Annotated in this window: 13 protein-coding genes; 1 reads left to right on the top strand and 12 read right to left on the bottom strand. The window is 60.6% G+C overall.

Translation table 11 applies throughout. The annotated features are described in order from the left end of the window. Positions 1-160 precede the first annotated feature (160 nt). The 5 genes from DXD24_RS07145 to DXD24_RS07125 all read right to left on the bottom strand — a co-directional run bounded on the left by DXD24_RS07145 (position 161) and on the right by DXD24_RS07125 (position 6,915). The gene (locus tag DXD24_RS07145) at positions 161-1,093 is read right to left on the bottom strand and encodes a 1-phosphofructokinase family hexose kinase (RefSeq protein ID WP_117564111.1); all 933 of its coding nucleotides are present in this window, start codon (positions 1,091-1,093) and stop codon (positions 161-163) included. Between the two features lie 184 nt (positions 1,094-1,277). Continuing rightward, the gene (locus tag DXD24_RS07140; protein ID WP_055250439.1) at positions 1,278-2,210 is read right to left on the bottom strand and encodes a 1-phosphofructokinase family hexose kinase; all 933 of its coding nucleotides are present in this window, start codon (positions 2,208-2,210) and stop codon (positions 1,278-1,280) included. A 74-nt stretch (positions 2,211-2,284) separates the two neighbouring features. After that, positions 2,285-3,988, bottom strand: coding sequence for a phosphoenolpyruvate--protein phosphotransferase (gene ptsP, locus DXD24_RS07135; protein WP_117564113.1), 1,704 nt, complete (start codon positions 3,986-3,988; stop codon positions 2,285-2,287). 133 nt (positions 3,989-4,121) lie between these two features. Then, positions 4,122-4,385, bottom strand: a complete 264-nt coding sequence (locus DXD24_RS07130) for an HPr family phosphocarrier protein (RefSeq protein WP_022094575.1) — start codon at positions 4,383-4,385, stop codon at positions 4,122-4,124. Between the two features lie 526 nt (positions 4,386-4,911). Beyond that, positions 4,912-6,915 (bottom strand): fructose-specific PTS transporter subunit EIIC, encoded by a 2,004-nt coding sequence (locus DXD24_RS07125; RefSeq protein WP_117564114.1) that lies wholly within the window; start codon positions 6,913-6,915, stop codon positions 4,912-4,914. A 272-nt stretch (positions 6,916-7,187) separates the two neighbouring features. Between DXD24_RS07125 and DXD24_RS07120 the strand changes: the two genes are divergently transcribed. Then, positions 7,188-8,045, top strand: a complete 858-nt coding sequence (locus DXD24_RS07120) for a MurR/RpiR family transcriptional regulator (RefSeq protein WP_117655428.1) — start codon at positions 7,188-7,190, stop codon at positions 8,043-8,045. A gap of 261 nt (positions 8,046-8,306) precedes the next feature. Here the strand turns inward: DXD24_RS07120 and DXD24_RS07115 are convergent, their stop codons facing one another. Genes DXD24_RS07115 through efp form a run of 7 tightly spaced genes read right to left on the bottom strand, consistent with a single transcriptional unit; the run spans position 8,307 to position 13,401 of the window. Beyond that, the gene (locus DXD24_RS07115; protein ID WP_117646453.1) at positions 8,307-9,935 is read right to left on the bottom strand and encodes a DNA repair protein RecN; all 1,629 of its coding nucleotides are present in this window, start codon (positions 9,933-9,935) and stop codon (positions 8,307-8,309) included. Continuing rightward, positions 9,925-10,785, bottom strand: coding sequence for an NAD(+)/NADH kinase (locus tag DXD24_RS07110; RefSeq protein WP_117564117.1), 861 nt, complete (start codon positions 10,783-10,785; stop codon positions 9,925-9,927). Before DXD24_RS07110 ends, DXD24_RS07115 begins: the two co-directional genes overlap by 11 nt. After that, positions 10,782-11,585 (bottom strand): TlyA family RNA methyltransferase, encoded by an 804-nt coding sequence (locus tag DXD24_RS07105; RefSeq protein WP_117564158.1) that lies wholly within the window; start codon positions 11,583-11,585, stop codon positions 10,782-10,784. Before DXD24_RS07105 ends, DXD24_RS07110 begins: the two co-directional genes overlap by 4 nt. Positions 11,586-11,620: 35 nt before the next feature. Then, a complete protein-coding gene (locus DXD24_RS07100) occupies positions 11,621-11,860 on the bottom strand; it encodes an exodeoxyribonuclease VII small subunit (RefSeq protein WP_006233978.1) in 240 nt (79 codons plus the stop codon). A 2-nt stretch (positions 11,861-11,862) separates the two neighbouring features. After that, on the bottom strand, positions 11,863-12,447 hold the full coding sequence (nusB, locus tag DXD24_RS07095; protein ID WP_117564118.1) for a transcription antitermination factor NusB: 585 nt from the start codon (positions 12,445-12,447) through the stop codon (positions 11,863-11,865). A gap of 3 nt (positions 12,448-12,450) precedes the next feature. Then, positions 12,451-12,813, bottom strand: coding sequence for an Asp23/Gls24 family envelope stress response protein (locus DXD24_RS07090; RefSeq protein ID WP_006233982.1), 363 nt, complete (start codon positions 12,811-12,813; stop codon positions 12,451-12,453). A gap of 24 nt (positions 12,814-12,837) precedes the next feature. Continuing rightward, on the bottom strand, positions 12,838-13,401 hold the full coding sequence (gene efp / locus DXD24_RS07085; RefSeq protein ID WP_006233983.1) for an elongation factor P: 564 nt from the start codon (positions 13,399-13,401) through the stop codon (positions 12,838-12,840). Between the last annotated feature and the right edge of the window lie 118 nt (positions 13,402-13,519).

The raw sequence follows: 13,519 nt of genomic DNA, 5'->3' as shown, positions 1-13,519 counted from the left end.
ATGACCTCCTGCGACTATCAATTTGGTTATCGATTGCATCTGCAAGAAGTCTAGCAAGAAACGGCCTCTACTGCACAAGCAAGTCCGATAAACAAAAATGCATCCGTCCTGGTCTAAGACGGATGCGAATTAATCGAATTATTCAGGCAAGGTGCCGGAACTAGCAGACCTGACGAATGGCGATACCCTTCTGATACTCATCGACCTTGGCAAAGTCGCCCAGACCAGGGCACTCGACCACGTTGGCGCCGGTGGCCATCGAGAGGCGCAGGGCGTCCTCGACGCGCTCGGGGGCGTCGTGCCACACGGACAGGAAGGCGGCCAGCGAAGAGTCACCGGCGCAGACGGTCGACAGCAGCTTGACCTCAAAGGTACGGTTGGCAAACCAGATGTGCTCGCCGTTAGAGAAGTACGCTCCAGCGCCACCCAGGGTCAGCAGCACGTTCTTGGCGCCCTTGGCATGAAGCTCGGCCATAGCGCCCTTGACGGACTCGTCGTCGCCACCGCTCACCTTAATGCCAAAGATGTCGAGCAGCTCGTCGTCGTTGGGCTTAATGAGCAACGGCTCCATAGCAATGAGGTCGGCCAGCTGATGGCTCGAGATATCGAGCACGAACTCGGCGCCTTTCGCCTTCACTCGACGCAGGACCTCGGCAAGGAAGCCCTCGGAGGTGTTGGGGGGCAGCGAGCCGCTAATGACCAGGCAGGTCATGTCGTCAAGCGAATCGATGAGCTCAAACATCTCTTGCTCGTTGGCTTCGTTAATGGCGGCACCGGCATTAACCATGTTGTACTCGGTGTCGGGACCGGCGTTGAGGAACACGTTGACACGCGTGATACCGTCAGTCCACACGGGCTTGACGGGCACGCCCAGGGCCTCGGCGCCCTTAACGATGAACTCGCCCGAGAAGCCGGCGAAGAAGCCCAGGATCGTGGTGTCGACGCCGTAGTGGTCGAGCGTAAACGAGACGTTGAGACCCTTGCCGTTGGGGGTGTAGACCGCGTTACGGGTGCGCGTAACGGTATTGGCGGACAGGCCATCGCAGGAGATGTTGTAGTCAATGGCGGGATTTGCAGTGAGCGTGTAAATCATGAATGTTCCTTTCACGAAGCAACGTGTTAATGAAAGTATATTCCACGCTTCGGCAAAAGGCTACAACAACTCGGCGAACGGTGTGGAAGCGGTGAAGGGCGGTTTCATCTCACTTTTCCAACGAAAAAACGGCGCCCCGATCAAAACCGGGACGCCGCATGCACACGAATATGTCGCGTTTCGCTTACTTGCGATCGAGCTTACGGACGGCAACGCGCTTGCTGTACTCGTCAACGTGACCGAAGTCGCCGATGCCGACGGACTCAGCGACGTTGGCGCCGGTGGCCATAGCGAGCTTCATGGCCTCCTCGACGTTGTCGCGATCCCTGTACCACTTGTGCAGGAACGCAGCGAGGGTGCAGTCGCCGGCGCAGACGGAAGAAACCAGCTTGATGTTGAACTCACGCTTGGCGTACCAGATGTCCTCGCCGTTGGAGAAGTAAGCGTCGCCACGGCTACCACGGGTGAGCAGCACGTTCTGGACGCCGGCCTCGTGAGCCAGCTTCATGGCAACTCGGACCTCGTCGTCGGTGTCGACCGGCACGCCGAAGATGGCCTTCATCTCATGATGGTTCGGCTTGATGAGCAGCGGCTTCTTGTGAGCGAGCTCCTTGAGCTTGTCGGAAGAAAGGTCCAGGACGACGTCGGCGCCACGGGCCTGAGCGTGCTCCATGACCTGAGCCAGGAAGTCGGGCGTAGCTTTGGGAGGCACGGAGCCAGAGACGATCAGGCACTCAAGATCGCCCGCGGTGTCCAGGATGTTGTAGAGCTCCTCCTGGTGCTGCGGCGTAATAGGAGCACCGGGGTTGAGGATGCCGTACTCGTGCTGGCCATCGTTGACGTAGGTGTTGATACGCGTGATGCCGTCGGTCCAGACCGGGCGGCACAGGCAACCCAGGTTCATGACTTCCTCGACGATGAACTTGCCCGTGAAGCCGGCGAAGAAGCCGAGCGCGACAGTGTCGACGCCCATCTTCTTAAAGGCGAAGGACACGTCGAGGCCCTTGCCGTTGGCGGTGTAGCTGGCCGAGCCGGTGCGGACGTTCTCGTCGGGCTCGAGCGGAGAGCTCGAAACCGTCATGTCGACAGCCGGGTTAGCGGTTAGCGTGTAGAACATTTACAGTACCCCCTGTATATGTGAGGGCCGCGTGGCCGGCCCATTCCAACCACGCGGTTACCTCTGATACCAAATTAGCGAGCTGCGGACTCGAGCAGTGCCTTGACCTCGGCGGCGGTGTTGCAGGCGAGCGCCTTCTCGGCGAGCTCGTCGCACTCGGCCTTGGTCCACTGGCTGATGGTCTTGCGGGCGCGCAGGATGGACGGAGCGCTCATCGAGAACTCCTCCAGGCCCCAGCTGATCAGCAGCGGCTCAAGCAGCGGATCGGCAGCGGCCTCGCCGCACATACCGACCATGATGCCGGCCTTCACGCCGCTCTCGATGATGTTCTTGAGCGAGCGGAGCACGGCGGGATAGTACACCTGGTACAGGTTGGAAATGGTGTCGTTGCCACGGTCGGCGCACATGGTGTAGCCGATCAGGTCGTTGGTGCCGATGGAGAAGAAGTCGGCCACCTCGGCCAGGCGGTCAGCGAGCAGCGAAGCGGCAGGCGTCTCGACCATGATGCCGACCTCGATGTTCTCGTTGAACTTGCGGCCCTCTTCGGTCAGCTCAGCCTTGCACTGCTCGACGAGCTCCTTGACGGCCACGACCTCCTCGACGCAGGTGACGAGCGGGATCATGATCTTGACGTCACCAAAGGCGCTGGCGCGCAGAAGGGCGCGGAGCTGGACCTTGTACTGATCGGGGTTGGCCAGGCAGTAACGCACGGCGCGGAAGCCCATGAAGGGGTTGTCTTCCTTGACCATGTGCAGGTACGGAATCTCCTTGTCGCCGCCCACGTCGAGCGTACGGATGATGACCGGAGCGCCCTTGAGCGCGCTGGCGACCTTGCGGTAGGCGTTGAACTGCTCCTCCTCGGAAGGAAGCTCAGCGGAGTCCATGAACAGGAACTCGGAGCGGAACAGACCGATGGCCTCGGCATCGTGATCGAGCGCGTTGGGCACGTCATCGGGGTTACCGATGTTGCAGGCGATGATCTTCTTGATGCCGTCGGCAGTCACAGAAGGCTTGCCGCGGAAGGCCTCGAGGGCTGCCTTCTCGGCAGCGAAGGCCTCGGCCTTGGCGGTGTAGGCAGCGAGCGTCTCCTCGTCGGGATCGGCCTCGACAACACCCTTGCCACCGTCGACAACGACGGTCATGCCGTTGCGAAGGGCGGTGCAGCTGTTAGAGACCGAAAGGACGGCCGGAATCTCGAGGGCGCGCGCGATGATCGCGGAGTGCGACGTGCGGCCACCGGTCTCGGTGACGATACCGGCAACGTGGGCCTTATCGATCGTGGCGGTCATGGACGGCGTAAGGTCGTGCACGACAACGACGGTGTTCTCGGGCAGGACGGAGAGGTCGACGACCTCCTTGCCCAGCAGCTCGGCCAGAATACCGGTGCGGATGTCGGCGATGTCGGCCGCGCGCAGACGGAACATCTCGTCGTCCATGGACAGGAACATGTTCTCGAACATGGTCGAGGTGTCCATGAGCGCCTGCTCGGCGCAGGTGCCGCCGTCGATGGCGGCGTTGATGGCGTCGGTCATGCCCGGGTCCTGAGCCAGGACAATGTGTCCGCTCATGATCTCGGCCTCGGCCTCGCCCACCGTCTCCTTCATGTGGTCGGCCTGAGCCTGGGTCTTCTCGCAGAAGACCGAAAGAGCGGTCTGATAGCGCTCCTTCTCTGCTGCCGAATCAGCGACCTCGTGCGGTTCAAACGTCAAGTCGGGATCGACGGCGACCATGACGGTGCCGATTCCGATGCCCTCGGATGCGTTGACTCCCTGATACATTCCCATTCCTCTCTCCGTGCCATGTGATAAAGCGTTTTGCCATATCCATGACAAAAGAGCGCAGCTACCTTGATGCAGGTCACTGCGCCCCCAAGTATGAACTTAATTGTTCAACATGCGACCCGTTTGAGTTCTACTCGCCAAGACCGCTCTTGATGAGCTCGATGGCAGCAGCCAGAGCCTCGGCCTCGTCGGCGCCGTCGCACTTGACCTCGACCTCGGTACCGCAGGGGATACCAGCAGCCATGAGGGCCATCGGGGACTTGCCGTTGACCTCCTTCTCGGGGGTGACGACCGTCACGTCGCAGGCGTACTTGCCCATGGTGGAGGCGAAGAGGCCAGCCGGACGCATGTGAAGACCCTGCGGATTGACGAGGGTAGCCTTCTCAGAAACCATAATTGACTCCTTTTTGTGTTTAACCCCTGTCGTGTATGCGGCAGGAGTCAGATTCACGACGTTGTTTATATTAACTCACATCAAACGGTTTTTCATTGTGTTTCGCACGAATTGTTGGACAGATGTCGTTCCTGTACGTTCGTCTGCCGGGCGGGGCGGTTAAGTTTGCTGCTCTACAGTCCTGCGCAAGACGGAAAGCACATTAAGTGCTTTCCTTTGCGTGCGGAACTCGCGACAAACATAACCGCCCCGCCCGGCAGGCAAGCTGCAGAAACTCGGTCGGTCCAGAGCAATATCGTGCGAACGGAATTCTGGCTGAATATTTGTCCGTACGGACGATCCGATAGACAGGCCACGCTATCCCCTTCTTCTAACTTGCGGTGAAATAGGGACTGAATCTTGGGTTGAGACAGTTAAACAGTCCTTATTTCACCGCAAATTAAAAGAAGGGCATGAAAAAGGCGGAGACCCTGGTAAGGGTCTCCGCCTTTGTTACAGGGGGCGATATTATTCGCTGGCTGTTGGATTAAACCAGGCGGGCGTTGATCGTCTTGGCGATCTCGGCGGCGTCGGTGGAACCCTTGACAGTGGCACGGAAGTCCTCGTCCATGAGTGCCTCGGCGACCTTGGACAGGATCTTGAGGTGTGTGGTGCCAGCCTGAGCACCCGGGATGAGCAGGGCGATGGCCACGTTGACGGGAGCGCCGTCCATGGTGTCCCAACCGGTCACGCCGGACTCGTCCTTGACGACGATGACGGCAGCCTCGGTAATAGCGTCGGACTTGGCATGCGGGATGGCGAAGCCCTCCATCATGCCCGTGGTGCCCTCGGCCTCGCGGGCCAGGAAGGCGTTCATCACGGCGTCGGCGTCGCCGGCGATACCGGCCTTGACAGCCTGGTTGGAGACAAAGCTCAGGGCCTCGTCACGAGAAGCGAAGTCCTCGGCGACAAAGACGTTCTCGACCTTCACGAAGTCGGCAGCCTCGGCCTTGGGAGCCTCGACAGCAGCGGCCTTGGGGGCCTCAACCGGCTTGGCTGCAGGGGCAGCCTTCTGGTTCTTCTCGAAGTCGAACTTCTTGAAGGCCACGAACAAGATTCCACCGACCACAGCACCGATGAGGATCGCGAGGACCCACAGCGGACCGTTCTCGACAACGGGCAGGACCAGGAAGCCGCCGTGAGGCGCCGGATCATGAACGTTGAACATAATGGTCAGGATCGAGGCGATGGAAGAACCGAGCATCATGATGGGCATGACGGGCCAGATGTTCTTGGTCATGAACGGAATGGCGCCCTCGGTGATGTGGGTGCAACCAAGGATGAGGTTGACGACACCGGCGTCGTGATCCTCCTGGCTGAAGTACTTCTTGCCGACGACGACGGCGAAGGTGGTGATCAGCGGCGGAACGATGCAGGCGGCGGAAACGGCAGCCATGAAGTTGGTGCCGAAGTTGTAGGTCTCGGTGCCAACACCGGCGGCCAGGGCCTCGGTGAGCATAGCCGTACCGGTGACGTAAGCAGCCTTGTTAACCGGGCCACCCATGTCAAAGGCGCACATGCAGCCGATAGCAAGACCCAGGACAACGGCGCCAGAGGCAGACAGACCCTTGAGGAAGTCCATCATGGCGGTGTTGATGGCAGCCATGGGGCCGGAGATGCCGAGCATGACCAGACCGACGATGGCAGTCGAGAACAGCGGGTACAGGAAGATAGCCTTGAGGCCGTCCAGGTTCTTGGGCAGACCGGCAAAGACCTTCTCGAGCAGCAGGATGACATAGCCAGCGAGGAAGCCGCCGACGATGCCGCCCAGGAAGCCGAAGCCCACACCGGCGCCACCGGCGTCGATCATGCCGGTATCGGCGTTAACGGGCAGACCCTGGATGGCGATCATGCCGGCAACAAAGCCGGGGACGAGCGCCGGGCGCTTGCCGATGGACTCGGCGATGTAGGCGGAAAGCACCGGAACCATGAGGTTCATGGCGATACCGCCGATAATCTTGAGCATAGCGGCGAAGCTGTTGTAGTCGGCAGCCGTCGAATCGAAGGACGTGATGCCCCACAGGAACGAAACGGCGGTCAGAACACCACCGGCGACGACGAAGACCAGCATGTGGCTGACGCCATTCATGAGGTGCTTGTAGATGACATGGCCGATGGACTCCTTCTCCTCGACCTCGTCCTCGACATCGGCGGCAGCGGCAACCGTATCGTCGCCCTTGGCGGCGAGCGCGCGGTCAATCAGCTTTCCGGCGGCCTCGACGGACAGGGCCTTGGAAACACCGACGGAAACCATGGGCTTACCGGCGAAACGCTCAGCCTGGACATCCTTATCGGCTGCGACGACAACGGCCTTGGCACCAGCGATCTCGCTCTTGGTGAGCTCGTTCTCGACACCGACCTGGCCATGGGTCTCGACCTTAATGGTCAGACCGCGCTCGGCAGCTGCCTTCTCCAGCGCCTCCTTCGCCATGAAGGTGTGCGCGATACCGGTCGGGCAACCGGTGGCGGCGATGATGTCAAACTTAGCCATGTGTCCCTCCTTCTTGAGTACTGCGCCCGCAGGCGCTCCCCTACACGCGCGTCCTTGCGCGCTTTTCCACAACTGAAAGATACCAACCCAGCGCTTTCGCGGAAAGGAAAATGTCCCAATTCTCCGGTGAAAGGTTCTTTCATAACCGTAAACGGTAGGTGAAAGTTTACCATCAACACTTGAAACGGCAAGGTGTATCTTGTAATTGAAAATGCCCGTATACTATGGCATTGAAAAACGAGTCCAATTTTCATGCCAACCAGGAGCCATCCATGACCGATAGCAGCAAGAGCGCGCTCTCCCTTATTAGCACTCATCAGGGATATAGTGGATCCGAGCAGCGCATTGTCGACTATATATTGGAGCACCAGTCCGAGGCGCCGCGCCTGACGGCCGCACAGCTCTCACGAGCCGCCGCCACGTCCGAGGCGACGGTTTCGCGCTTTTGCCGCAAGCTGGGCTTTGGCAGCTTCCGCAGCTTTCAGTTTTCGCTGGCACGCGACTTGGAGAGTCAGCGCAACGAGGGCCTGACCGACGAGGTCTCGCTCGACAACATGGAGCAGAGCCTTAAAAATATCTTGGCTGCCAAGGTCAGCGAGCTTAACGCGACCATCGACGGGATTGACCACGATACGCTAACGGCCGTTGTACACGCGTTAAAGAATGCGGGCGTTATTGAGTTTGCGGCCGTAGGCAACACCAACGCCGTTGCGCTCGACGCGACGTTTAAGTTTTCGCAGCTGGGCCTTCGCTGCATGGCAAGCACCATCAGCGAGACCTCGATTGGTTTCGCGCTCACGTTGCGCCCCGGCGACGTTATCGTGCTGATCTCGAACTCCGGCAAGTCGCGCCGTCTGAATCGCATGGCAAAAGCGGCTCGCGACTGCGGTGCCACCGTGGTCGTCATCAGCAGTGACAGCAAGTCTCCACTTGCGCGCCTAGCCGACTACACCTTTAATACCGTCAATCACGAGGCGCTGCTGACAACGGGCGACTTCGCGTTCTCCAAGATGAGCGCCACGATGATCATCGAGGTCATCTACAACTTCCTGCTGCCCGAAATCGAGGACGCCCGAGAGCACATCAGCTACTACGAGGAGCTCATTCAACCGGATAAGGTCGTAGAGTAGGTTTTAGCGGGGGACGTTATGTGCCGTTCCCACAAAACTATGCCGGTTTACTACGATGAAATCGGAACATGCAATCACATCGCATTGTTAAAGAAAACCGCAGGCTTTCTACCTGCGGTTTTCTTTTTGCAATTTTAGCCGTGCTCGAGCTATGCCGATTCATCGTAGTAAACCGACATAGTTTTTTGACGGTCGGGCCAGACGGACAAGTAGCGAGGCAAGAATTACTGATATTTTGCCCCCCAACACCACCGGGTCGTTCTAACCTCGAGCATCTTCCAGCATCTGTCTGGCGTGCGCCAGGCTTGCCTCCGATTGATCGCCGCTCAGCATTCGAGCGATCTCTGCGGTACGGGCGTCCCCAGTCACCTCGTCCAGATGCGTCTGAGGAACGTCGCCTGGCTCCTTGCTGACCACGTAATGCTTGTCGGCCATGACCGCAACCTGCGCCAGGTGGGTTACGACGATGACCTGATGCGTGGCGGCAAGATCGGCCAGCACGCCAGCAAGAGCACGAGCCGTGGAACCACCGACACCGGCATCGACCTCGTCAAATACCAGCGTGTCGACGCCGTCCGCATTACCGAGGACAACCTTGCTCGCCAACATAACGCGGCTCAGTTCGCCGCCCGACGCAATGCGGCGCAAGGGACGCGGCGTCAATCCGGCGCCGCTGCGATACAAAAGCTCGTAGCTCGAAGGCCCCACCGGCGTCCACTCGGCACGCGGAAGATCACGCGACTCCCAAACCAGCTCAGCGCCGCCCATCTCGAGGCGTGCCATCTGACGACCCACCTCGTGGCAAAAACGCGGGGCTGCCGTATTGCGCGCGCGCTTAAGCGCCTTGGCGGCGGCGAACAGTTCGTGCTCCGCCGCGCCGAGTGCCTCGCGTGCCTTCCTAATCTGCTCGTCACCATCGTCCACCAGCGATAACAACTCCCGCGAGCGGTCACGCATGGCAAATACATCGTCCATGGTGGGACCCCACTGACGCAGCAGGCCCTTGAGGTCGGAATACCGCTCGCGCATGCGAGCGAGCTCGCGAGGATCGAACGCAACGCCATCGCGATAAGCACGCAGCTCGTTGGCGCAATCCTCGAGTGAGATGCAGGCATCCGAAAGTGCGTCGGCGATGACACCCAGTTTGCGATCGACGGTAGCCATGCGCGACAGTTCTGCCACGGCGCCGTTCACGGCATCGAGCGCTCCCCCTTCGGCAGCAAGCGATGCATGGGCATCGTTAGCTGTGGCAACCAGTACCTCGGCATGTTCGGAGCGCGGCAGCAGCTCCTCGAGCTCCTCATACTCACCCGGCTTGGGGTCGACCTCGGCGATACGCTCCAGGGCGAAGCGCGCCTCCTCGACGCGACTCCCCTGCGCACGCGACGCCTCCTCTACGCGACGGACCTCCTTGACAGCCGCACGCGACGCCTTAAGGCAGGCACGGTACTTTTCCAGCGCCTCGAGCGCAGAGCGACCAGCCCAGGCATCGACCATAGCAACATGATGCGCCGGATCGAGCAAGCGCTGATGCTCGTGCTGGCCGCAAAGATCCATCATCACGCCGACGCGCTCGGAAAGCTCGCGCACGCTGGCGATGCGGCCGTCAATCTTGACGCGGCTGCGGCCCTCGGCAGAAAGGCTGCGCTGCACGGTGAAGCCCTCCGCGTCGTGCGGGCCATCGAACAGGCGAGCCTCGACGCTCGCAAGCGCCTCGCCCTCGCGCACGGTCGACGAATCGGCACGCTCGCCCAAAATAAGCTTAAGCGCCGAGAGCAGCGCGGTCTTGCCGGCGCCAGTCTCGCCAGTCAAAACCGTTAGGCCTGTGCTGGGCACCAGCGTCGCCTCGCGAATGAGTGCAATGTTTGAAACCTGCAGCTCATCGATCATGACGAACTCCGTAGAATACGCGACTCACCGAGTTATAGAAGCTTTCGGGGCCATAGTCGAGCAACAGCACATCGCCGGGACCGCGACGCACGGCCACGCTCTCGACCGTGCCGTCGCAGGTAATAAACTGTCCGTCGATAGCGATGGCAGGCACACTCGGGCGGTCGTCAGACATAAAGATCTCGACGACATCGCTTGGCGAGGTCAAAAAGGCGCGAGCTTGAATGGTGTGCGGCGCGATGGGCACGCAAACCATACCCGTGTAATCGGGGCTTACGATGGGACCACCGGCTGAAAGCGCATAGCCGGTGGAGCCGGTCGCCGTCGATACGACCACACCGTCGCCACGCAAGCGGTCGATATGGTGGCCCGACACGGTGATGTCGAACTCGACCATATCGGACAGGGGCCCACGCGTGAGCGCCATGTCGTTAAGGGCGAACGAACGCACGACGTCCTTCGTGCCGTCCTCGCGCACGGAAACGATATCTGCGGCGATGGTGGCGCGACGGCTCACGTGGAGCTCACCGGACAGGGCATCGCTCACAACCTGCAAAACGTCGCGTTCCTCGGGACTGGCCGCCGTCAAAAAGCCCAGGTGACCATAGGAAAGACCCAAAATGGGAATCTCACGGTAGTTGAGAATGCGGGCGGCGCGCAGCAGCGTGCCGTCGCCGCCGAGCGTAATGACCAGGTCGGCATCGTCAACATCGGGCGTGCTCTGAATCTTGGAGCGCTGGTCGGCCGCCCATGCGACCTCGTAGCCCTGGCGCGTCAGCCAGAGCTCGAGCATCAGGCCGCTCTCGACCGCCTCTTGCTTGTAGTAATTGGGAACCAGAAAGACCTTCATAGCGTTGCCGCTTTCTCGCTCAAAGCCGATACCTGGGCTTGCAGCTCGTCATTCGAGCGCTCGCCGGGGGCAAACCTCGTGCCGTACAGGAAAAACTCAACGTTGCCCTTGGCGCCATGGATGGGCGACACGCACACATCGACCGGGAACAATCCCTTCGCGGCAAACAGCTCGATGACCGCAACGAGCGTGTCGACACGCACGGCGGGGTCGGTCACGATACCGCCCTCGCCCACCAGCGCCGCCGGAGCCTCAAACTGCGGCTTTACCAGCGTACAAAACGAACCCATAGGCGTCAGGCAAGCCAGCACCGCATCGATGATGTTCGCGATGCTGGTAAACGACACGTCGCACACAGCCAAGTCGATAGCGCTCTCATAGCCGAGCTCGGGCAGCTGCGTCACGTTGGTGCGCTCATGGAGCGTCACGCGATCGTCTTGGCGCAGCGACCAATCAAACTGGGCACGGCCCACGTCGACCGAAACGACCGTGGCGGCACCGCGCTTGAGCAGGCAATCGGTAAAGCCGCCAGTAGAGCAGCCTACGTCCAGGCAGGTAAGGCCCGTGGGATCGATACAAAACGCATCGAGCGCACCCTCAAGCTTAAGGCCGCCGCGCCCAACGTACGGAATGCGCCCCTTAACGTGCAGCGGCAGGCCCGGCGTCACCTTGAGCCCCGGAGAGGTCAAACGCTCACCGCCGCTCGAAACCAACCCGGCCATAAGAGTGCGAAGGGCATCCGCGCGATCGGCGCAGATGCCCTGTGAAATCAGTTCGTCATCGAGACGCACGCGTTTCATGAATGCCATCAACCATTCGTATCCGGAGATGCGGCCTAGCTATCCTGGGATTCGTTTGCCGCATCCTCATCGTATTCCTGCTCGAGCTTGTCGGCCTCACGCGGCGTCAGCTCAAACTTGTCGACCATATCGACCGCGCGGGAACCCAGTTCAATCGCTTCGTCAAACAGATCGAGCGAACGCTCCAGGGACGTATCCTTGGAGCGAACGGTAGCGATGATCTGATCCAGACGGTCCGAGATCTCGTCAAAGTTGCGGACAGAACCCTCTGGCATGACTACTCCTCGAAGGAGTCGACGACAGCCTCGGCGGCGTCCGCATCCTCGGCCAGCACGCCAGCCTCAGCCTGAGCAACCGCAACCTTAGCGGCAGCCTCGGCAGCCTGGGCCTCCTCGCGAGCACGATCCTCGGCCAGCAGTTCCTGGTACAGGTCCTCGCCCGGCAACTCCTCGCTGCGCGCGATCTTGCCCAGCACGCCGTTGACGAACGACGCGGACTGGTCGGTGCCATAGGCCTTGGCAAGTTCGACGGCCTCGTTGATCACGATAGCGTCCGAGACCTCTTCGTCGGTAAGGAAGCGCATCTCGTAGACGGCGATACGCAGCAAATTGCGGTCGGCGCCGGGCATGCGCATAAGATCCCAGTTCTTGGCGACGGCGCGCAGGGCACAGTCGATGCGATCGATATGCTCGTAGGCACCGCGGCACAGCTCCAGCGCATAGGGGTCGAGGGGGCCCTTCGAGATCAGGAAATCGCCCTCGAGGACGCGCTCGAGCGGGCTGTCCGTGGCCTCGGCCTGAAACAGCAGCTGCAGCGCCTGACTGCGGGCAAGCGTACGCCCGCGATAAACCTTAAGGCTCAAAGGTTACTCCTTGGGGAAAACGAGGCCGTCGATGCAAACGTCAACGCGCTCGACCTCAACGCCCACCTGGGCATCGATGGCAGCGACCACGGCAGCGCGAACGGCCTCGGCGAGTTTCTTGAACGGATAGCCAAAGAACACCACGACGCGCACGGTGAGCGCGAGCTTGTCGCCGACGACCTCGGCCTCGACCGCCGGCTCGGAAGCCGGGGCCTTGGACGAGAGCATCATGGAGACAAGGTTGGTGGCAAGGTCCTTGACGCCAACGGAGGCGATGCCCTCGACATCGGACACGGCGCGCGAGACGATGGCGGTCAGAACATCGGGCGAAATGCCGATGCCGTCAATCTTGATTTCCTGGGGCATGAGTCCTCCTAGAAGAGTTGGTTGCTAGACGCGGGAGACGAACTTGCCGTCGCGGGTGTCAACCTTAATGACCTCGCCCTCGTTGAGGTACATGGGGACCTGGATGACAGCGCCGGTGTCGATCGTGGCCGGCTTGGTGGAACCCTGGACGGTGTCGCCCTTAAAGCCCGGGTCGGTCTGGACGATGGTGGTCTCGATGAACATCGGCGGAGTCACGCCCATGAGCTCATCGTCGGCGAAGAGCAGCTGGCAGATGTCGTTCTCGCGCAGCCACTTGGAGTTCTCGCCCACCATGTCCTCGGGAACGGGAACCTGCTCATAGGATTCGTTGTCCATGAAGATGTAGTCGGTGCCATCGTTGTAGAGGTACTGGAACTCACGGGTGGTGAGCATGACGCTCTCGAACTTGGTGCCGGCGTTGCAGGTGTTCTCGACGACGCGGCCGCTCTTGATGTCGCGGGTCTTGTAGCGCACAAACGCGCCGCCCTTGCCCGGCTTGACATGCTGGAACTCGACGATGGTGTAGACCTTGTCCTTAATGCGGAGACCGAGGCCGTTCTTGAAGTCGGCGGTAGAAATGGTAGGCATAGCGACCTTTCTTGTTATGGGCAGAACGCACAAGCGTCCAAATTACATACGAGCGAAATTATACACTTGCAGACGGCGCCTGCAGCGAGCGCATAAAAAGAGAACGCGGGGCGTCCGA

Source organism: Collinsella sp. TF12-2AT (genome assembly GCF_003436735.1).
Taxonomy (GTDB): Bacteria; Actinomycetota; Coriobacteriia; order Coriobacteriales; family Coriobacteriaceae; genus Collinsella.
Note: the sequence above shows the minus strand (reverse complement) of the source record. Positions and strands in the feature narration are given on the sequence as shown.